An 18,746-nucleotide genomic window follows, 5' to 3' on the forward strand; every position below is an offset into this window, starting at 1 on the left:
ACGGGTACCGGCACCGCCGCACGCTTGGACACATGACACAGACAACCGATCTGCGCGGGATTGTTCCCGAACGGGGGTCGCGGGACCGGTCCGGCGGGCTGCTGCTCACCGTGCTGCTGCTCGGCCAGTTCATGGGCCTCCTCGACGCGAGCATCGTCAACGTCGCGCTGCCGACGATGCGGGCGGACCTGCACGCCTCCGGCGCCGGGCTGCAGCTCGTCGTGGCCGGATACATCATCTCCTACGCCGTCCTGCTGATCACCGGGGCGCGGCTCGGCGCCCTCGCGGGCCACCGCCGCGTGTTCCACCTCGGCCTCGCCGTGTTCACGGTGATGTCGCTGGCGTGCGGGCTGGCGCCGACCACCGGCGCACTGATCGCGTTCCGCTTCCTGCAGGGCGCCGGTGCCGCGCTGCTCGGCCCGCAGGTCATCTCCCTGATCCAGCGGAACTTCACCGGCGCGGCGCGGGGCCGGGCGCTGAGCCTGTCCTCGGCCGCGATCGCGGGCGGCATCGTGGTCGGGCAGGCCGCCGGGGGCGTCCTGGTCAGCGCCGGCCTGTTCGGCACCGGCTGGCGGACGGTCTTCCTGGTCAACGTCCCGATCGGGATCGCGCTGCTGGTCGCCGGGCCGCGCGTCCTGCCCCGCGAGGAGGGCGTGCCCGGCCTCCGGAACCTCCGCGCGCAACTGGACCTGCCGGGGCTGCTGACCCTGTCCGCCGCGGTGCTGCTCTTCGTCGTCCCGCTGGTCATGGGGCACGAGCTGGGCTGGCCGGCGTGGGGCTGGGCGTCGCTCGCCGCGAGCGCGGTGCTCCTGGCCGCGTTCGTCGCGGTGGAGCGCCGCGAGGGCGCCGCGGGCGGCCGGCCGCTGATCTCCCCGCGGGTGCTGCGCGCCCCGCTGCTCGTGCCGGCCTGCGTCGCGCTCATGTTCGGGCCGGGCAGCTGGGCGGCGTTCCTGTTCACCACCACCCTGCACCTGCAGGGCGACCTGCGGATGTCGCCGCTGGAGTCGGGCATCGCGTTCGTGCCGTGCGTGGCGGCGTTCGCGGCCGTCGGGCTCACCTGGCAGCGGCTGCCCGCCCGCCTGCACCGGCCGGCGATCCCGGCCGGGTTCGCGGTCGCGGCGGCCGGCTACCTGTGCGTCGGCCCGCTGGCCGGCGGCGGCGCGGCCTACGAGGCGCTGACCGCGGTCATCGGGTTCGGCCTCGGCGTGATGCCGATCACCATGACGACCGCGCTGCAGCACGTCCCCGCCGAGGACGCCGCCGACGCGAGCGGGCTGATGCTGACGCTGATGCAGCTGGCGCAGGTGATCGGCATCGCGACCGCGGGCACGCTGTTCCTCTCCCTGGCCGAGTCGAGCGGCTCCACCCGGCACGCCGAGTACGGCACCGGCTGGGCGCTCGCCGCCTCGACCCTCGTCGGGGCCCTGTGCGCGCTGCACGTCGCCCGCGACCGGGCGCGGGCCTGACCGCTCAGTACCCGGCGAGGCGCGCCCTGGCCGCCTCGACCGCCGGCGGCACGGGGCGGCGGGCGCGGGCGACCGAGGGCAGCGCGCGGCACGCCGCGGCGAGGCCCGCGCGGCCGTCCCGGCTGGCCAGCGCGGACGCGGCGGCGCGGGCGACCTCCGGCAGCGGGCGCCGCAGCCACGCGGTGAGCAGCCGGTTGCGGACCTCCCGGCGGCGCCGCCGGGCCGGGTCGCGGCCCGCCGTGGACGGGTGGTGGTGGACGACGAGCTCCGGCACGTAGGCGAGGCCCCACCCGGCGGAGGCGAGGTCGAGGGCGAGCAGTTCCTCCTCGCCCGCGAAGTGCAGGACATCGGAGAAGCCGCCGGCGGCGAGGAAGGCGTCCCGGCGGACGATGGCCGAGCAGGCGAGGAAGCCGAGGACGGCCGGTCCGGGGAGCCCCTCGGGCCGGCCCAGCGGCGACTCGGCCATCTGCGCGGACACGGGTTCGAGCCGCTCCTCCTCCCCGACGAGGACGCGGGCGGCCAGCAGGGCCGTGCGCGGGTGCGCGTCGAGGATCCGCACGGCCCGTTCCAGCGAGCCGGGCGCCCACCAGGAGTCGTCGTCGGCGAACGCGACGTAGCGGGTGGCGGCGCGCTGGGCGCCGGCGTTGCGGGCGGCGGCACCCCGGTTGCGGGGCAGCCGCAGGACGGTGGCGCCGGCCGCCTCGGCGACGGCGGCGGTGCCGTCGCGGGAGGCGTTGTCGGCCACGATGACCGGGGCGGTGTGGCGGCGGAGGCTGCGGGCCAGCTCGTCCGCGCGGTCGCGGGTCGCCACCACGATCGTGACATCGGGCGTCCCCTCGGGCGTCACGTCGGGCGTCGCATCGGGCGTCACGTCGGTCATGGTCCCCTTCAGCTCACGTAGCGGCGGGCCCTGGACTCCCGCTGGGCCGTCTCCAGGGTGCGCAGCCGGTACTCGACGTCCGGCGGCAGCGTGCGGCGCTCGCGCGCCACCCAGCCGAGCCCGGCCGCGGCTTCGGCGAGCGCGCCGGCGGTGACGCGGTCGCGCGGCAGGGTGCGCAGCAGCCGTGCGGTGCGGCGGACCGCGACCGGCAGCGGGCGGCGCAGCCAGGTGAACCAGAGCGTGTTGCGGATGCCGTGGCGGCGCCGCAGGTGCGGTTCGCGCAGCCGGGACGGCTCGTGGTGGACGACGACGTCCTCGGCGTAGCAGAGCTGCCAGCCGAGCGCCATGAGGTCGGCGCTGAGCAGCTCCTCCTCGCCGCCGAGCCACAGCCGCGAGGAGAAGCCGCCCGCCTCGCGGAACGCCTCCGCCCGCAGCATGGACGCGCCGGCCAGGAACGAGCCGAGCGCGGGGCCCGGCAGCCACGGCGGCCCGGGGACGGGCGAGTCCCGCAGCTCGGGGACGATCGGGTCCTCGCGCCCGCCGGGCTCGACCAGGATCCGCCCGGTGACGACCGCGAGCCGCGGGTGCGCGTCGAGCAGGTCGGCGGCGCGGGACGGCGCGTCCGGGTCCCACCAGGTGTCGTCGTCGCAGAACGCGACGTAGGGGGTGCGGACGTGGTCGACGGCGAGGTTGCGGCCGACGGCGCCGAGGTTGCCCGGCGACCGGATCAGCGCGACCTCCGGGTGCTGCGCCGCGACGGCGTCGGCGGTGCCGTCGCGGGAGGCGTTGTCCACCACGATGACCGGGGCGTCCTCGGTCAGTTCGCGCATGCGCGCGAGGGCGGCGAGCAGCGACTGCCGCCGGTCCCGGGTGATGACGACGACGGTGAAGCGCATGAAACCGCCAGTACCCGGCTTCCCGCCCTCTATGTGCACGGAGGGCCCGCCACCTGCCACTTCGTTCACCAGCGACTTTTCGGACTTGAGCGTTTAGGTCCCCTCTTACCGGCAATGCCAAATCACCTATAGGGAATTCGCTCCCGGCGAGGAACGCCAAGAGCCGATGTCTAAGACGACGTCATCGGCACGCCACAGAAAGCTGCGACGAAACGGGGCTTTATATGCGCGTGCTCGGAATCAACGCCATCTTTCACGACCCGGCCGCCGCGCTCGTCGCTGACGGCAGGGTGGTCGCCGCGGCGGAGGAGGAGCGCTTCAGCCGCCGCAAGCACGGGAAGCGGCCGGTGGCCTTCGCCGGCTGGGAGCTGCCGGAGCTGGCGGCCCGCTGGTGCCTGGAGGAGGCCGGGCTGGAGCCCGGCGACCTCGACGCCGTCGCGTACTCCTACGACCCCTCCCTCGTCGAGCCGGGCCTCGACGGGCACGACCGCCAGTGGGAGCGGCTCCGCACCCTCTACGCCCAGCGCGCCCCGAACTTCCTCGCAGCGGCGCTGCCCGGCCTGGACCCCGGAATCGTCCGGTACGTCCCGCACCATGTGGCGCACGCCGCGTCGGCCGCGCTCGCCGCGCCCGGCCCCGGCGACGGCGACGTGCTCGTCCTGGACGGCCGCGGCGAGTCCCACTCCCACCTGGCCGGGACGTACGCGGACGGCGTGCTGACGCCGCTGCGGTCCCAGCGCCTCCCCCACTCGCTCGGGCTGATGTACGAGGACCTCACCGAGCACCTCGGCTTCCTGCGCTCCAGCGACGAGTACAAGGTGATGGCGCTGGCGTCCTACGGGGAGCCGCGCTTCCTGGACGAGCTGCGCGAGCACGTCCGCGCGACCGGCGACGGCGGGTTCTCGGTCGCCGCGATCGACTGGGGCTCGCTCGCCAAGGCCCGCCGGGCGGACGGCGAGTGGACCCGCGACCACGCCGACCTCGCCGCCAGCGTCCAGGCCCGGCTCGAAGAGGTGCTGCTGGACCTCGCGGCCTGGCTGCACGGCGAGACGGGGTCCCGCCGGCTGATGCTCGCCGGCGGCGTCGCCCTGAACTGCGTCGCCAACTCGCGGCTCGCCGGGGCCGGCCCCTACGACGACATCTGGGTGCAGCCCGCGGCGGGCGACGCCGGCACCGCGCTCGGCGCCGCGCTGCACGTGGCGCAGGGCGCCGGGGACCCGCTCACCGGCATGCCCGGCGCGGACCACGGCCGGCGGTGGGACGACCGCGAGATCGCGCGGCGGCTCGACACCGCCAAGATCCCCTACGAACGTCCGGACGACCTGGCCGCCACCGTCGCCGAGGCACTGGCCCGCAACGAGATCGTGGCGTGGTTCCAGGGCCGCTCGGAGTTCGGCCCGCGCGCGCTCGGTCACCGCTCCCTGCTCGCGCATCCCGGCCACGCCGGCAACGTGGAGCGGCTCAACGACGTCAAGGGCCGCGAGCAGTTCCGGCCGATCGCGCCGATGGTGGCGCTGGAGGACGCCCCCGAGATCTTCGAGGGCCCGCTCCCGAGCCCGTACATGCTGTTCGTCCACCGCGTCCGGCCGGAGTGGCGCGAGCGGATCCCCGCCGTCGTGCACGTGGACGGCACCGCCCGCATCCAGACCGTGTCGGACGAGGGCGAGCCGCTCGTGGCGCGCCTGCTGGCGGAGTTCCGCCGCCGGACCGGCCTGCCCGTCCTCGTCAACACCAGCCTGAACACCGCCGGGCGCCCGATGGTCGACGACCCCCGCGACGCGCTGGAGTGCTTCGGCTCCGCGCCGGTCGACCTGCTCGCCATCGGGCCGTTCGTCGTGCGCCGCCGGGAGGTGCGCGCTTGATGAGCTGCACCGTCGTCGTCCCCACGATCGGGCGGGAGAGCCTGCGCGTCACGCTGCACGCGCTGCTCGCCGCGCTGGAGGGCGCCCCCGGCCCGGGACCGCACGAGATCATCGTCGTGGACGACCGGCCGGCGCCGGGCGCGCCGCTGCCGCTGCCGCCGTCGGCCGGGCCGCGGATCCGGGTGATCCGGTCCGGGGGCCGCGGGCCCGCCGCCGCCCGCAACGCGGGCTGGCGCGCCGCCGCGACCGAGTGGGTCGCGTTCCTCGACGACGACGTCGTGCCCGAGCCCGGCTGGCCCGCCCGGCTCGCCGCCGACCTCGCCGGGCTGCCGCCCTCGGTCGGCGGGTCGCAGGGCCGCGTCGCCGTCCCGCTGCCGGACGACCGGCGGCCCACGGACTGGGAGCGGGGCACGGCCGGGCTCGCGAGCGCCGATTGGATCACCGCCGACATGGCCTACCGGCGCGGCGTCCTCGCCGAGCTGGGCGGCTTCGACGAGCGGTTCCGCCGCGCCTACCGCGAGGACGCCGACCTGGCGCTGCGCGCCCTGGCCGCGGGGCACGGCCTCGTCCTCGGCACCCGGCGCATCACCCATCCCGTCCGGCCCGCCGGGTTCTGGGCGTCGGTGCGGGCGCAGGCGGGCAACGCCGACGACGTCCTCATGTGGCGGGTGCACGGCCCGTCCTGGCGGACGCGCGCCGGGGAGGGCCGCGGGCTGCTCGCCCGGCACGCGCTCACGACCGCGGCCGGGCTGCTGGCGCTCATGGCCGCGCCGAGGAACCGGACCGCCGCGGCGGTCGCCGGAGGAACGTGGGCGGCGCTCACGGCGCGGTTCGCCCACGAGCGGATCCGGCCGGGCCCGAAGGCTCCCGGCGAGATGGCGAAGATGCTGGTCACCAGCGCGGTCATCCCGCCGGCCGCGATCTGGCACCGGATCCGGGGGCTCGCCGTCCACCGGCGTGCGCGGAGCTGGGGCGGGCCGCGCGTCGTGCTGTTCGACCGCGACGACACCCTCATCCAGGACGTCCCGTACAACGGGGACCCGGCGCGGGTCGAGCCGATGCCGGGCGCGCGCCGCGCCCTGGACCGGCTCCGCCGCCACGGCGTCCGGATCGGCGTCGTGTCCAACCAGTCCGGCGTCGCCAAGGGGCTCATCGGCGCCGGGGACGTGCGGCGCGTCAACGCCCGCGTCGAGGAGCTGCTCGGCCCCGTCGACGTGTGGGAGTTCTGCCCGCACGACGACGGCGACGGCTGCCCGTGCCGCAAGCCCGAGCCCGGCATGATCGAGCGCGCCGCCGAGCGCCTCGGGGTGCTGCCGTCCGACTGCGCCGTCATCGGCGACATCGGCGGCGACATCGAGGCCGCCGCGGCGGCGGGGGCGCGCGGCATCCTCGTCCCGACCGGGCGGACCCGGCCGGCGGAGATCGCGCGGGCACCGGAGACGGCGCCCACGCTGGACGCCGCCGTCGACCTGGTCCTCGGCGGGAGGCGGCGCCGATGAGAGTCCTCGTGGCACGCCAGGACAACCTCGGCGACGTGCTGCTCGCCGGGCCCGCCGTGCGGGCGGTCGCCGCCCGCGCCGACGAGGTCGTGCTGCTGTGCGGGCCGCGCGGCCGCGCCGCCGCCGACCTGCTGCCGGGCGTGGACCGGGTCATCGAGTGGCGCGCGCCCTGGATCGACCCCGACCACGTGCCCGTGGAGCAGGCCGCCGTCGACCGGCTGGTCGGCGAGCTGCGCGGCTTCGACCGGGCGCTCGTCCTGACCTCCTTCCACCAGTCGCCGCTGCCGCTGGCGCTGCTGCTCCGGCTCGCCGGGACGCCGTGGATCGGCGGCATCAGCGAGGACTACCCGGGGTCGCTGCTCGACCTGCGGCACCGGCCCGACAGCGACGTCCCCGAGCCGCTGCGGATGCTCGCGCTCGCGGCGGACGCCGGCTTCCCGTCCCCGGCCGACACCCGGCTGCGGGTCCGCGAGCCGCTGCCCGACACCGACCACCTGACCGGCGGGCCCGGCTACGTGGTCGTGCACCCCGGGACGTCCGTGCCCGCCCGCGCGTGGCCGCCGGCGCGCTGCGCCGAGGCGGTCCGGCTGCTGCGGGCGGCCGGGTACCGGGTGGTCGTCACCGGCCACGGGGACGAGAAGGAGCTGACCGCGCTCGTCGCCGGCGAGGACGGCCTCGACCTCGGCGGCCGCACCTGCCTGCCCGAGCTCGCGTCGGTGCTGGCGGGCGCGTCCGCCGTCGTCGCCGGCAACACCGGCCCCGCGCACCTCGCGGCGGCCGTCGGCACGCCGGTCGTGTCGCTGTTCGCGCCGACGGTGCCCGCCGCCCGGTGGGCCCCGTTCGGCGTCCCGCTGGCGCTGCTCGGCGACCAGCAGGCCCCCTGCAAGGACAGCCGCGCCCGCGAATGCCCGGTCGACGGCCACCCCTGCCTGTCGTCCGTCAGCGCCGACGAGGTCGCCGCGGCCGTGGAGATCCTGGCGTCGGTGGAGGAGGTTCCCACCCGATGAGAGTCCTGATGTGGCACGTGCACGGCTCGTGGGCGACGTCGTTCGTCCACGGCGAGCAGACCACGCTCGTCCCCGTCACCCCCGATCGCGGGCCCGACGGCAGGGGCCGGCCCGACACCTTCACCTGGCCCGACCGCGCGGTCGAGGTGCCGCCCGAGCGGCTCCGCGGCGAGGACGTGGACGTGGTCGTCCTGCAGCGCCCCCACGAGCTGCGGCTGGCCGAGGAATGGCTCGGCCGGCGCCCCGGGCGCGACGTCCCCGCCGTCTACGTCGAGCACGACACCCCGCGCCGGACCCCGTCCGACGTGGGGCTCCCCGAGGAGGTCGTCCCCGACAGCCGGCACCTCCTGCACGACCGCTCCGACATCCCCGTCGTGCACGTCACCCACTTCAACCAGTTGTTCTGGAACTGCGGCCGTGCCCCGACCACGGTCATCGAGCACGGCGTCGTCGACCCCGGCTACCGGTGCACCGCCGACATGCCGCGCGCCGGCGTCGTCATCAACGACCCGCTGCGGCGCGGCCGCGTCGCCGGCACCGACCTGCTCCCCGAACTCGCGGCGGCCGTCCCCCTCGACCTGTTCGGCATGAACGTCACCGGGGCGCCCGAGCGGCTCGGCATCCCCCCCGAGTCGCTGTGGACCTTCGAGGACCTGCCGCAGGCGAGGATGCACGGGGAACTCGCCCGCCGCCGCGTCTACGTCCACCCCTACCGGTGGACCTCGCTCGGCCTCGCGCTGATCGAGGCCATGATGCTCGGCCTGCCGGTGGTGGCGCTCGCCACCACCGAGGCGGTCGAAGCGGTGCCGCCGGAGGCCGGGGTGCTGTCCACGCGCGTCGCCACGCTGGCCGACGCCGCGCGGACCCTGGCCGCCGACCCGCCGCGTGCACGCCAGATGGGCAAGGAGGCGCGGGCCTACGCCGTCGAGCGGTACGGCCTGGCGCGCTTCCTGCGCGACTGGCGGCGAACTCTCCAGGAGGTAGCGCGATGAGAATAGCCATGATCTCCGAGCACGCCAGCCCGCTCGCCGCCGACGGCGGGCTGGGCGGGGCGGACGGCGGCGGGCAGAACGTGTTCGTCGCGGAACTGGCCACCGAGCTCGGCCGCCAAGGCCACTACGTCACGGTCTACACCCGGCGGGACGCGCCCGCCCTGCCGGACCGGGTGCGGCTCGCGCCCGGCGTGGCCGTCGAGCACGTCCCGGCGGGGCCGCCCGAGCGCATCGCCAAGGACGACCTGCTGCCGTGGATGCACGACTTCGGGACCTACCTGGAGCGGCGCTGGGCCGCCGACCCGCCCGACGTCGCGCACGCCCACTTCTGGATGAGCGGCCTCGCCGCGATCCAGGCCGCGCAGGCGGCGGGCGCGCGGCGCGTGCCGGTCGTGCAGACCTACCACGCGCTCGGCACCGTCAAGCGCCGCCACCAGGGCGGCAGGGACACCAGCCCGGCCTCGCGCATCCGGCTGGAGCGCACGATCGGGCGCGGCGCCGACACCGTCATCGCGACCTGCTCCGACGAGGTCGCCGAGCTGGCGGCGATGGGCGTCCCGCGCGACCGCGTCCGGGTGGTGCCGTGCGGGGTCGACCTGGGCCTGTTCGCCCCCGGCGCCGCCGCCGCGCCGGGCGGTGGGCCGGGCGGCGGGCCGCACCGCATCGCGGTGCTGTCCCGGCTCGTGGAGCGCAAGGGCGTGGACACCGCGATCCGCTCGCTCGCGCACCTGCCGGACGCCGAGCTGGCGGTCGCCGGCGGCCCGCCGCACGGCGACCTGGACGCCGACCCCGAGGTGCGCCGGCTGCGCCGGGTGGCGCGGGACGCCGGCGTCGCCGGGCGGGTGGAGTTCCTCGGCCGGCTCGGCCGCGGCGCGGTGCCCCCGCTGCTGCGCTCGGCGAGCCTCGTCGTCACGCTCCCGTGGTACGAGCCGTTCGGCATGGTGCCGCTCGAGGCCATGGCCTGCGGCGCGCCCGTGGTGGCGAGCGCCGTCGGCGGCCACCTCGACACCGTCGTGGACGGCGTCACCGGCACGCTCGTCGCACCGCGCGACCCGCGGGCGGCGGCCGGCGCGGTCCGGGCGCTGCTCGACGACCCGGCGAAGCGGGACGCGATGGGGGCCGCGGCCGCCGCGCGGGCCCGCGACCGCTACTCGTGGGCGCGGGTCGCCGCCGACACCGCCGAGGTCTACCAGCACGCCGCCGCCGTGAGCGAGGTGGCCGCATGACCGCGCCGACCGGCACCGGGACCCGCGCGTCCACCGTCTACGACCGGCGGCTGGAGGCCCTCGCCGAGGCGGCCCTGCGGTTCCGCGACCAGGTGCCGACGATCGAGGCGTGGGGCGGCCGCCTCGCCCGCGTGCTGCGCGGCGGCGGGCGCCTGCTGGCCTGCGGCAACGGCGGCAGCGCCGCCGAGGCGCAGCACCTGACCGCCGAGCTCGTCGGCCGGTTCGAGAGCGAGCGGTGCCCGCTGTCGGCGATCCCGCTGCACGGCGACACCTCCTCGGTCACCGCGATCGGCAACGACTACGGACCGGTCACCGTGTTCGAGCGGCAGGTGCAGGCGCACGGCCGCCCCGGCGACGTGCTGGTGTGCCTGTCGACCAGCGGCCGCAGCGCCAACGTGGTCGCCGCCGCGCGGCGCGCCCGGCGGCTCGGGCTGACCGCCTGGGCGGTCACCGGGCCGGGCCCGAACCCGCTCGCCGACGCCTGCGACGACGCGATCACGGTGCCGGCCGGCATCACCTCGACCGTCCAGGAGATCCACCTCGCGGCGATCCACCTGCTGTGCGGGGCGGTCGACGAAGCCCTGGGGGTGACATGACCGCACCACTCGTGGTGGTCGGCGACGTCCTGCTCGACATCGACATCGTCGGCACCAGCAGCCGGCTGTGCCCGGACGCGCCCGTCCCCGTCGTGGAGCAGGCCGAGGAGCGGCCCCGCCCCGGCGGCGCGGGCCTCGCGGCGCTGCTGGCGGCGGCCGCCGGGCGGGAGGTGGTGCTGGTCACCGCCCTCGCCGACGACGAGCCGGGCCGGCGGCTGCGCGCGATGCTGGAGAGGCACCTGGAGGTCGCCGCGTTCCACCTGCACGGCGGCACCCCCTGCAAGCTGCGCATCCGGTCCGGAGGGCAGTCGGTGGCGCGCCTGGACGCCGGGGAAGGGCAGGCCCTCGACGGGCCCGTCGGTCCGCGCGTCACCGACGCGATCGCGGGGGCCGGCGCCGTGCTGGTCTCCGACTATGGGCGGGGCGTGGCCCGGCACCGCGCCGTCCGCTCGCTGCTCGGCGAGCTGCCCGCGGGCGTGCCCGTCGTGTGGGACCCGCATCCGCGCGGCGAGCCGCCCGTGTCGGGCGTGCGGCTGCTCACCCCGAACGAGGAGGAGGCCGCCCGCCTCGCCGCCGCCGACGGCGCCGACATCAGCGGGTTCGGGCTGTCGGCGGCCGGCCGGCGCGGGCGGCACCTCGGCCGCGCCTGGGGCATCGAGGGCGTCGCGATCACGCTCGGCTCGGAGGGCGCGCTGCTGTGCGACGGGTCCGACGCGCCGTTCCTCGCGCCCGCCCGGCCCGCGCGGGGCGACTCGTGCGGCGCGGGCGACAGCTTCGCCGCCGGGGCGGTCGGCGCGCTCGCCGACGGCGCGGAGCTGACCGCGGCCGTCACCGAGGGCGTCCACCACGCCTCGGAGTTCGTCCGGGCGGGGGCCGCCGCGGCGCTGTCGGCGCAGCTCGCCGAGACCGGCACCGCCCGGCTCGTGCCCGAGCGCGGCGAGGACGCCTGGGACATCGTGGAGCGGACCCGGCGCGCGGGCGGGACGGTGGTGGCGACCGGCGGCTGCTTCGACCTGCTGCACGCCGGGCACGTCAGCCTGCTGCAGCAGGCCCGGCGGCTCGGCGACTGCCTGATCGTCTGCGTCAACTCCGACGCCTCGGTGCGGCGCCGCAAGGGGCCGACCCGGCCGCTGACGCCGGCCGCCGACCGCGTCCGGGTGCTGGAGGCGCTCAGCGACGTCGACGCCGCCGTGGTGTTCGACGACGACACCCCGGCGCCGCTGCTGGAGCGGCTGCGCCCCGACGTGTGGGTGAAGGGCGCCGACTACGCCGGCACCACGCTGCCCGAGGCCGAGACGGTCCGCGCCCACAACGGCGAGATCGTCCTGCTGCCCCTGCTGGAAGGGCGCTCCACCACGCGCCTGCTGTCCACCACGAAGGGAAACGCGTCATGAACGTCCTCATCACCGGCGGCGCCTCCGGACTCGGCGCGGCCGTCGCGCGCAGGATCGCCGGCGACGGCGGACGGCCCCTCGTCCTCGACCGGCACCCGCCGAAGGACGACTTCGAGCACATGCAGGCCGACCTCGCCGACCGGCGGTGCACCGAACGCGCCGTGCACGGCCTCGCTCGGGCCGCGGGCGGCCTGAACGCGGTCGTCACCGCGGCGGGCATCGACGCGTGCGGGACGCTCTGCGACGTGCCCGCCGAGGACTGGGAGCGGGTCGTGCAGGTGAACCTGCTCGGCACCGCCGCGGTCGTCCGGGCCGCGCTCCCCTACCTGGAGAACGAGCCGCACGGGCGGATCGTGACCGTCGCGTCCACGCTCGGGTTCCGCGCGCTGAGCGACGCCACCGCGTACTGCGCGTCCAAGTTCGGGGTCGTCGGGTTCACCCGGGCCCTCGCCGCCGAACTGGCCGGCAAGGTCGGCGTCACCATGGTCGTGCCGGGCGGGATGGACACCGCGTTCTTCGACGACCGCCCCGACCGGTACAAGCCCGGCGCCGACGCCGTGCTGAACCGGCCCGAGGACGTGGCGGCGACCGTCGCGTTCGCGCTCGCGCAGCCGGCCGGCTGCGAGGTGCGCGAGCTCGTCGTCTGCCCGTCGCGGGAACCGTCGTGGCCGTGACGGCCGGCCGCGTCCTGGTGCTGCGCGCGCTGGGGCTCGGCGACCTGCTGACCGCCGTCCCCGCGTTACGGGCGCTGCGGCGCGGGCTGCCGGGCGCGCGGATCACGCTGGCCGCGCCCGCCGTGCTCGCCCCGCTGGCCCGCGCGTCCGGCGCGGTCGACGAGGTCCTCCCGGCGGACGGCCTGGACGCCCCGCTGCGCGCCGCCGGCCCGGTGGACGCGGCCGTCAACCTGCACGGCTCGGGGCCGCAAAGCCACCGGCTCCTCGCGGCCGTGTCGCCCGGCCGGCTGCTGGCGTTCGACTGCCCCGCCGCGCCGCACACCGGCGGGCCCGCCTGGGACCCCGGCGAGCACGAGGTGGCGCGCTGGTGCCGGCTCGCGGCCTCCTACGGCTTCGACGCCGACCCCGGCGACCTGGACCTGCCGGTCCCGGCGGCCGCCTCGCCCGCGCCGGGCGCCGTCGTCGTCCACCCCGGCGCCGCGTACCCGGCGCGCCGCTGGCCCGCCGAGCGGTTCGCGGCGGTCGCGGCGGCGCTGCGGGACCGCGGCGAGCGCGTCGTCGTCACCGGCGGGCCCGGCGAGAGGCCGCTGGCGCGCCGCGTCGCCGACCTCGCCGGGCTCGGCCCGGCCGCCGACCTCTCCGGCCGCACGCCCCTGCCCGAGCTGGCCGCGCTCGTCGCGGCGGCCCGGCTGGTGGTGTGCGGCGACACCGGCGTCGCGCACCTCGCGACCGCCTTCCGCACGCCGTCGGTGCTGCTGTTCGGCCCGACGCCGCCCGGCCGCTGGGGGCCGCCCCGCCGCCCCGAGCACCGCGTCCTGTGGGCGGGCCGGCACGGCGACCCGCACGGCCGCGCGCCCTGTCCCGGGCTGCTGGAGATCTCCGCGGACCAGGCCGTCGAGGCCGCCGGGACCGTGCTCACCCTGGTGAGCGCCCACGAGAACCGATGAGGGGGAATGATGAGACATCCACGTGCCGTCGTCACCGGGGGCTCCGGCTTCCTCGGCTCGCACCTGTGCGAGGCGCTCCTCGCGCGGGGGATCTCGGTGGTGTGCCTGGACAACCTGCTCACCGGGACGTCCCGCAACATCGCCCACCTGACCGGGCGGCGGGACTTCCGCTTCCTGAAGCGCGACCTCACCGAGCCGGTGAGCGTGCCCGGCGAGGTCGGCTACGTGTTCCACCTCGCCTCCGCCGCCTCGCCGGCCGACTACCTGCGGTTCCCGATCCAGACCCTGGAGGTCGGCAGCCAGGGCACCCGCAACGCCCTGGAGCTGGCCGAGGCGAAGGGCGCCCGGTTCGTCCTCGCCTCCACCTCCGAGGTGTACGGGGACCCGCTCGTGCACCCGCAGCCCGAGTCGTACTGGGGGAACGTCAACCCGGTCGGGCCGCGCAGCGTGTACGACGAGGCCAAGCGGTTCGGTGAGGCGCTGACGTCGGCGTTCCGGCACTCGCGCGGCCTCGACGCCGCGATCGTGCGGATCTTCAACACCTACGGGCCGCGGATGCGCCCCGACGACGGGCGGGCCATCCCGACGTTCCTGCGGCAGGCGCTCACCGGCGAGGACCTCACGGTCACCGGGGACGGCGCGCAGACCCGCTCGATCTGCCACGTGGACGACACCGTCCGCGGCATCCTCGCCCTCGCCATGGCCGACCACCCGGGGCCGGTCAACATCGGCAGCCCGTACGAGATCTCCATGGCCGACCTCGCGGAGCTGATCATCGAGCTGACCGGCTCGCCGTCGGGGATCCGGTTCATCGGCCGGCCCGAGGACGACCCGCGCGTCCGGCGCCCGGACACCGGCCTCGCCGAGGAGGTGCTCGGCTGGAAGCCGCGGATCACGGTCGAGGAGGGCCTGCGCGGCACGATCGAGTGGTTCGGCAGGGAACTGCTCATCGCCCGTCCCGCCTGACCGCGCCCGTACCGCGACGGCCGCGATGAACCGCTCATCGCGGCCGTCCGCGCGCCGTCCGCGCGGTCAGCCGTTGTGTCCGGCCGACACCAGGTCGCGGAGGTCGGAGGGGAGGCTGTCGCGCACCTTCTGCGCGATCCCGCCCTGGGTGGCCTCGTCGGTCACCTCCAGCACGACGCGCGCCAGGTACGCCGAGCGCGGCTCGTCGGCGCCGGACCGGACCGCGATCCGCTCGATGAAGTCGTGCCGGTCGAACCGCTCGCCGGTCCCCGCGCCCCCGTAGACCTCGGTCCGGCGCAGATGCTCGCCGATCTCGTGCGGCAGTTGCGCCGCGAGGTTGTCGGCGAGGCCCTCCGGGATCCGCTCGCCCAGGGTCTCCAGGACGGCCCGGGTCGCCCGCTCCGCCTCGCCGTGGCCGGAGAGGTGGGCGCGGTTCTGGACCTGTCCGATGAACTCTTCGTGCCGCATGACGGACGCTCCTTCCTGCGTCTGAAATGCGTAGACTGCCCGTTTTGTCCGGTCCTTAACGCGCGCCGAGGACGTCCAGAAGCTCGCCGATCACCGCGCCGTCCGGCGCGAGCGAGGAGGTCCGCCCGGCCCCTTCGGGCGAGAGCGCCCAGTCCCACCACCGGTCGAGCTCCCCCGTGTCCAGCAGTGGCGTGTCCGGCAGTGGCGCGTCCGGCGGCGCGGTGGCGCGCCCCGGGGCCGGGTCCGGCACGGTGACGACGGCGGGCCAGGACCAGGCCCGCGCCTGCGCGGTGACCTTCGCGCCGCCGCCGACCGGGTCCACGGCGATCGCCGGGACGCCGTTCTTCAGCGCCAGGACGAGGCCGTGCAGCCGGGTCGTCACCACCAGGTCGAGCCTGCGCAGCGCCGACTCCAGCTCGGCGGCCGTGCGGAACAGGCGCCAGTCGCGCGGATCGAGCCGCGTGTCCAGCGGCAGCCGCGCGCATTCGCGGGCGCCCAGCCACTCCGCCAGCTCCCGCTCGACCCGCTCGTGCAGGCCCCGGCCGCCGTACTCCCGCTGGCCGGGCGCGAGCACGACCCCGACCACCGGCACCGACGGGGTCGCCGGCAGCGCCGCCAGGTCGTGCCGGGGCGCCGCGGCGGGGGTGTCGCGCGCGAGCACGGCGTCGAACCCGGTGACCGCCGGATCGTCCGGGTCGATGACCGAGACGCCCACGGCGATGCGCACGCAGCCCGCGTACCGGCGGTGCAGCTCCTCGATCTGCGGCCCGTGCAGCGGCCCGCAGGCGAACACCAGATGCGTGAAGGAGGCGGGGTCGGCCCGGTCGAGGTGCAGTCCGCCCGGCCGGAAGACGGGGCTCCAGGCCAGCCGGCACTCGACCCCCGCCTCGGCCAGCCCGCGCCGCACGGCCTCCATCGCCAGCACGTCGCCCGCCGTCGCCTCACCGTGCACGAAGCTCGGCCATCCGGTCACCAGGACGCGCATCCGCCATGCCTCCCCGCCCCGCCTCGGCCCTGGCCGGATCCGTCTCCGGAGAAGGGGCGTTCAACTTCCTGCTACCCGCGGCCGCCCGTCCCATGTGCCCCGCACAGCAGGTCGCCCTGCCCCTCACGTGACACTTCAGACACCTTCCGGTTTACGGACACGGCCTTATGGGCAGAGTCACCTCGCGGCCCACTCGTCAGCTCGGAGCCAAGTGCCTCGAACTGCGAGCCTGGGCCGCGCCAGGTTCCACCCCCTGTTCACCCAGGTCGCGGTCACGCCCAGGACGCGGGCAGCGCCTGCGCGACGACCGTCCCGCAGTAGGCGGCGCCGAGCCCCGCGGCGATGGCGGCCGCCGCGTTGAGCAGCGCGTAGGAGCGCGCCCCCGTCTCGGCCAGCCGCAGCGTCTCGTACCCGAACGTGGAGTAGGTGCTGAGGGCGCCGCAGAAGCCCGTCCCGGCGAAGGCCATCACGCCGCCGTCCGCCGGGAGCGCCGCGAGGAGGCCCAGCAGGAACGAGCCCGCGACGTTGACGGTGAACGTCCCCCAGGGGAACACCGAGTCGTGCCGGGCCTGGACCGCGCGGTCGGTCAGGTAGCGCAGCGGAGCGCCGAGCGCGGCGCCCAGCGCGATCAGCAGGAGCGTCACTCGCCGTCCTCCGCGGCCCGGCGGCCCGCCAGGGACCTGGTCAGCCGCGTCCCGGCGAGGACCGCGGCCAGCGCGGCGGCCAGCGTCAGCGCGAGGTAGGCGAGGCCGACCCGCGGCGCGCCGTGCTCCACCGCCCGCTGGACGTCGACGGTGTAGGTCGAGAACGTGGTGAACCCGCCGAGGACCCCCACCCCGAGGAACGGCCGGACCAGCCGGTGCGCCGGCCGCACCTCGGTGATCAGCACCATCAGCACGCCGATCAGCAGGCAGCCCGCGACGTTGGTCCAGAACACCGGCCAGGGGAAGTCGCCCGGCCCGTACGGGAACGCGGTGCTCAGCCCGTACCGCGCGAGCGCCCCGAGCACGCCGCCCGCCGAGATCGCGCCGAGCGTCTCCCACGGCGCGCGGCTCAGCTCGGCGCGCTGCCGCGGGACGTGCAGGTCGACGTCGGGGTCGACAGGGGGACCGGCAGGGGGATCGACGGGGGGCACGGGCATGGCGTACTCCTACCAGTAGCGACCGCGTTCACCGGTAGGGACCGTTGGCGGACTGCGTCCGCGGTTCACCCCGTATCGGGCACGGCGGGCCCCACCGCCGCGTCCCCGTCCGCCGGGGCCTCTCCGAGTCTACCGAAGGCCGCCCGTCCGGGGCGTCAGGGCTCGGGGCGGTCGACCTGGCCGCGCCGGCCGCCGGTCTGGACGCCGCGCGACTCGATGAAGGTCTTGAACCGCCGCAGGTCGCCGCGCACCCGGTGCGTCAGGGCGCCGACGCGGTCCCCGGCCTTCTCGGCGAAGCCCGCCGGGTCGATCTCCAGCTGCGCGGTGACGCGGGTGGTGGTCTCGTCCAGGCGGTGGAACGTCACCACGCCGGCATGGGTCGGGCCGTCCAGGGACTTCCAGGCGACGCGCTCGTCGGGCAGCTGCTCGGTGATCCGCGCGTCGAACTCGCGGGTGACGCCCGCGATCCGGGTCCTCCAGTGCAGGGTCGTGTCGTCGGTCTGCCGGATCTCCTCGACCCCGTCCATGAACTCCGGGAACGTCTCGAACTGCGTCCACTGGTCGTAGGCGGTCCGGACCGGGACGGTGACGTTGACCGATTCGGTGATCGTGCTCACGGGCCCACCTCCTGCCTCACCGCCCGGTTACCCGCCTGACGTGCGTCTATCCGCGCGATCCCGGCGGCGCCGTGTGATCGCCCCGCTCGCGGGTAGAGGGAGCGCACCGAGCGATAGCCCCCTGCCCTCGCCGGCCTCGTCCGCAAAGGAGAGCATCCGCATGACGTCGGCGCAGACCACCCGGTTCAACGACGGACAGACCGAGCTCCTGCTGGCGGAGATGAACCGGCTGCCGGAGGGCGATCCCCGCAGGGAGCGGCTGCGGGCGCGCATCGTCGACATGCACGCGCCGCTGGTCCGCGGGGTGGCACGCCGGTACGCCAACCGCGGCGAACCGCTCGACGACCTGCAGCAGGTCGCCTATCTCGGGCTGGTCAAGGCCATCAACCGGTTCGACCCGGGCATCGGCGACCGCTTCGTCACCTACGCCTACCCCGTGGTGACCGGGGAGGTGAAGCGGCACTTCCGCGACAAGACGTGGGGCATCCGGGTGTCGCGCCGCATCCAGGAGCTGCGGCCGATCCTGCAGCGCACCGTGCAGGAGTACACCCGCGAGCACGGCCGCTCCCCCACCACCGCGGAGATCTCCTCCCTCATGGACATCACCCAGGAGGAGACCGTCGAGGTCATCATCGCCTGCGACGCCTACCGGCCGCTGTCGCTGGAGGCGCCGGCGGACGGGTCGCCCAGCGGCGAGAACGGCACGGTGGGCGAGTACCTCGGCTCCGACGACCCCGCGCTCGACGCCTTCATCGACGGCCACGCCCTCGGCCCGCTGATCGACGACCTGCCCGAGCGCGAGCGGACGATCCTGCTGCTGCGCTTCTTCGGCAACAAGACCCAGACGCAGATCGCCGAGCAGATCGGCCTGTCCCAGATGCACGTGTCCCGCCTGCTCCGCGCCACCCTGGACCGCCTCCGCATGGGCCTGCTGGCCGAGGGGTGACCGGGCGCCCGCGCCTCACCGGCATCGGCCTGCCCGGCGCGGCGCTGGAGACCTGGTTCGCCCGGACGCTGCGCGACGGCATGGCGCTGACGGCGGCGGGCGTCTACCGGACGTTCCGTCGCCGAGAGCGCGCTGCGCGCCGCCGCCGGCACCACGGCGGCGTCCCTGGAGCGCGGCGGGCGGC

At 76.4% G+C, this 18,746-nt stretch carries 19 protein-coding genes; 12 read left to right on the forward strand and 7 right to left on the reverse strand.

What is annotated here, in order from left to right; all coding sequences use genetic code 11:
* Positions 1-32: 32 nt before the first annotated feature.
* The gene (locus ABFX46_RS20550; RefSeq protein ID WP_346044266.1) at positions 33-1,466 is read left to right on the forward strand and encodes an MFS transporter; all 1,434 of its coding nucleotides are present in this window, start codon (positions 33-35) and stop codon (positions 1,464-1,466) included.
* 4 nt (positions 1,467-1,470) lie between these two features.
* On the opposite strand, the gene ABFX46_RS20555 is transcribed toward ABFX46_RS20550, so the two are convergent.
* Both ABFX46_RS20555 and ABFX46_RS20560 read right to left on the reverse strand, forming a co-directional pair.
* Positions 1,471-2,346: a glycosyltransferase family 2 protein gene (locus ABFX46_RS20555; RefSeq protein ID WP_346044268.1), complete on the reverse strand. Its 876-nt coding sequence runs from the start codon at positions 2,344-2,346 to the stop codon at positions 1,471-1,473.
* A gap of 8 nt (positions 2,347-2,354) precedes the next feature.
* A complete protein-coding gene (locus ABFX46_RS20560; protein ID WP_346044269.1) occupies positions 2,355-3,242 on the reverse strand; it encodes a glycosyltransferase family 2 protein in 888 nt (295 codons plus the stop codon).
* Positions 3,243-3,466: 224 nt separating this feature from the next.
* Here ABFX46_RS20560 and ABFX46_RS20565 point away from each other — a divergent pair, with 224 nt between their 5' ends.
* The 10 genes from ABFX46_RS20565 to ABFX46_RS20610 are packed head-to-tail and all read left to right on the forward strand — an operon-like array spanning position 3,467 to position 14,405.
* Complete coding sequence (locus tag ABFX46_RS20565) at positions 3,467-5,104, forward strand: carbamoyltransferase family protein (protein ID WP_346044271.1); 1,638 nt, start codon at positions 3,467-3,469, stop codon at positions 5,102-5,104.
* Entirely contained in the window at positions 5,104-6,603 is a 1,500-nt protein-coding gene (locus ABFX46_RS20570; protein WP_346044273.1) for an HAD-IIIA family hydrolase, read from the forward strand. The genes ABFX46_RS20565 and ABFX46_RS20570 overlap by 1 nt, the downstream gene beginning before the upstream one ends.
* The gene (locus ABFX46_RS20575) at positions 6,600-7,610 is read left to right on the forward strand and encodes a glycosyltransferase family 9 protein (RefSeq protein WP_346044275.1); all 1,011 of its coding nucleotides are present in this window, start codon (positions 6,600-6,602) and stop codon (positions 7,608-7,610) included. The genes ABFX46_RS20570 and ABFX46_RS20575 overlap by 4 nt, the downstream gene beginning before the upstream one ends.
* Positions 7,607-8,602: a glycosyltransferase family 4 protein gene (locus ABFX46_RS20580; RefSeq protein WP_346044277.1), complete on the forward strand. Its 996-nt coding sequence runs from the start codon at positions 7,607-7,609 to the stop codon at positions 8,600-8,602. Before ABFX46_RS20575 ends, ABFX46_RS20580 begins: the two co-directional genes overlap by 4 nt.
* Positions 8,599-9,828 carry a glycosyltransferase gene (locus ABFX46_RS20585; protein WP_346044278.1) on the forward strand — a complete coding sequence of 410 codons (1,230 nt, stop codon included), beginning with the start codon at positions 8,599-8,601 and terminating at the stop codon, positions 9,826-9,828. The genes ABFX46_RS20580 and ABFX46_RS20585 overlap by 4 nt, the downstream gene beginning before the upstream one ends.
* Entirely contained in the window at positions 9,825-10,424 is a 600-nt protein-coding gene (locus tag ABFX46_RS20590; protein ID WP_346044280.1) for a D-sedoheptulose-7-phosphate isomerase, read from the forward strand. Before ABFX46_RS20585 ends, ABFX46_RS20590 begins: the two co-directional genes overlap by 4 nt.
* A complete protein-coding gene (locus ABFX46_RS20595) occupies positions 10,421-11,818 on the forward strand; it encodes a PfkB family carbohydrate kinase (protein WP_346044281.1) in 1,398 nt (465 codons plus the stop codon). The genes ABFX46_RS20590 and ABFX46_RS20595 overlap by 4 nt, the downstream gene beginning before the upstream one ends.
* Positions 11,815-12,492 (forward strand): SDR family oxidoreductase, encoded by a 678-nt coding sequence (locus ABFX46_RS20600; protein WP_346044283.1) that lies wholly within the window; start codon positions 11,815-11,817, stop codon positions 12,490-12,492. Before ABFX46_RS20595 ends, ABFX46_RS20600 begins: the two co-directional genes overlap by 4 nt.
* Positions 12,483-13,439 (forward strand): glycosyltransferase family 9 protein, encoded by a 957-nt coding sequence (locus tag ABFX46_RS20605; RefSeq protein ID WP_346044285.1) that lies wholly within the window; start codon positions 12,483-12,485, stop codon positions 13,437-13,439. The genes ABFX46_RS20600 and ABFX46_RS20605 overlap by 10 nt, the downstream gene beginning before the upstream one ends.
* A 9-nt stretch (positions 13,440-13,448) precedes the next feature.
* On the forward strand, positions 13,449-14,405 hold the full coding sequence (locus tag ABFX46_RS20610; protein WP_346044642.1) for a UDP-glucuronic acid decarboxylase family protein: 957 nt from the start codon (positions 13,449-13,451) through the stop codon (positions 14,403-14,405).
* A 66-nt stretch (positions 14,406-14,471) separates the two neighbouring features.
* On the opposite strand, the gene ABFX46_RS20615 is transcribed toward ABFX46_RS20610, so the two are convergent.
* The 5 genes from ABFX46_RS20615 to ABFX46_RS20635 form a co-directional block, all read right to left on the reverse strand.
* A complete protein-coding gene (locus ABFX46_RS20615) occupies positions 14,472-14,873 on the reverse strand; it encodes a DUF2267 domain-containing protein (protein ID WP_346044287.1) in 402 nt (133 codons plus the stop codon).
* A 55-nt stretch (positions 14,874-14,928) separates the two neighbouring features.
* Complete coding sequence (locus ABFX46_RS20620; protein ID WP_346044289.1) at positions 14,929-15,858, reverse strand: polysaccharide pyruvyl transferase family protein; 930 nt, start codon at positions 15,856-15,858, stop codon at positions 14,929-14,931.
* A 272-nt stretch (positions 15,859-16,130) separates the two neighbouring features.
* Positions 16,131-16,502 carry a fluoride efflux transporter FluC gene (locus ABFX46_RS20625; RefSeq protein ID WP_346044291.1) on the reverse strand — a complete coding sequence of 124 codons (372 nt, stop codon included), beginning with the start codon at positions 16,500-16,502 and terminating at the stop codon, positions 16,131-16,133.
* Positions 16,499-16,999: a fluoride efflux transporter FluC gene (locus tag ABFX46_RS20630; protein ID WP_346044293.1), complete on the reverse strand. Its 501-nt coding sequence runs from the start codon at positions 16,997-16,999 to the stop codon at positions 16,499-16,501. The genes ABFX46_RS20625 and ABFX46_RS20630 overlap by 4 nt, the downstream gene beginning before the upstream one ends.
* 155 nt (positions 17,000-17,154) lie before the next feature.
* Complete coding sequence (locus ABFX46_RS20635; protein ID WP_346044294.1) at positions 17,155-17,616, reverse strand: SRPBCC family protein; 462 nt, start codon at positions 17,614-17,616, stop codon at positions 17,155-17,157.
* Positions 17,617-17,776: 160 nt separating this feature from the next.
* Here ABFX46_RS20635 and ABFX46_RS20640 point away from each other — a divergent pair, with 160 nt between their 5' ends.
* The gene (locus tag ABFX46_RS20640) at positions 17,777-18,562 is read left to right on the forward strand and encodes a SigB/SigF/SigG family RNA polymerase sigma factor (RefSeq protein WP_131937947.1); all 786 of its coding nucleotides are present in this window, start codon (positions 17,777-17,779) and stop codon (positions 18,560-18,562) included.
* The last annotated feature ends 184 nt before the right edge of the window (positions 18,563-18,746 follow it).

This window comes from Actinomadura chokoriensis, from assembly GCF_039529475.1.
GTDB lineage: Bacteria > Actinomycetota > Actinomycetes > Streptosporangiales > Streptosporangiaceae > Spirillospora > Spirillospora bangladeshensis.

Coding starts and splice junctions, on each gene's coding strand:
- ABFX46_RS20595 (WP_346044281.1), top strand. CDS start 10,421: ATGACCGCACCACTCGTGGTGGTCGGCGACGTCCTGCTCGACATCGAC.
- ABFX46_RS20550 (WP_346044266.1), top strand. CDS start 33: ATGACACAGACAACCGATCTGCGCGGGATTGTTCCCGAACGGGGGTCG.
- ABFX46_RS20620 (WP_346044289.1), bottom strand. CDS start 15,858: ATGCGCGTCCTGGTGACCGGATGGCCGAGCTTCGTGCACGGTGAGGCG.
- ABFX46_RS20640 (WP_131937947.1), top strand. CDS start 17,777: ATGACGTCGGCGCAGACCACCCGGTTCAACGACGGACAGACCGAGCTC.
- ABFX46_RS20560 (WP_346044269.1), bottom strand. CDS start 3,242: ATGCGCTTCACCGTCGTCGTCATCACCCGGGACCGGCGGCAGTCGCTG.
- ABFX46_RS20565 (WP_346044271.1), top strand. CDS start 3,467: ATGCGCGTGCTCGGAATCAACGCCATCTTTCACGACCCGGCCGCCGCG.
- ABFX46_RS20580 (WP_346044277.1), top strand. CDS start 7,607: ATGAGAGTCCTGATGTGGCACGTGCACGGCTCGTGGGCGACGTCGTTC.
- ABFX46_RS20630 (WP_346044293.1), bottom strand. CDS start 16,999: ATGCCCGTGCCCCCCGTCGATCCCCCTGCCGGTCCCCCTGTCGACCCC.
- ABFX46_RS20575 (WP_346044275.1), top strand. CDS start 6,600: ATGAGAGTCCTCGTGGCACGCCAGGACAACCTCGGCGACGTGCTGCTC.
- ABFX46_RS20610 (WP_346044642.1), top strand. CDS start 13,449: ATGAGACATCCACGTGCCGTCGTCACCGGGGGCTCCGGCTTCCTCGGC.
- ABFX46_RS20555 (WP_346044268.1), bottom strand. CDS start 2,346: ATGACCGACGTGACGCCCGATGCGACGCCCGACGTGACGCCCGAGGGG.
- ABFX46_RS20585 (WP_346044278.1), top strand. CDS start 8,599: ATGAGAATAGCCATGATCTCCGAGCACGCCAGCCCGCTCGCCGCCGAC.
- ABFX46_RS20600 (WP_346044283.1), top strand. CDS start 11,815: ATGAACGTCCTCATCACCGGCGGCGCCTCCGGACTCGGCGCGGCCGTC.
- ABFX46_RS20590 (WP_346044280.1), top strand. CDS start 9,825: ATGACCGCGCCGACCGGCACCGGGACCCGCGCGTCCACCGTCTACGAC.
- ABFX46_RS20615 (WP_346044287.1), bottom strand. CDS start 14,873: ATGCGGCACGAAGAGTTCATCGGACAGGTCCAGAACCGCGCCCACCTC.
- ABFX46_RS20570 (WP_346044273.1), top strand. CDS start 5,104: ATGAGCTGCACCGTCGTCGTCCCCACGATCGGGCGGGAGAGCCTGCGC.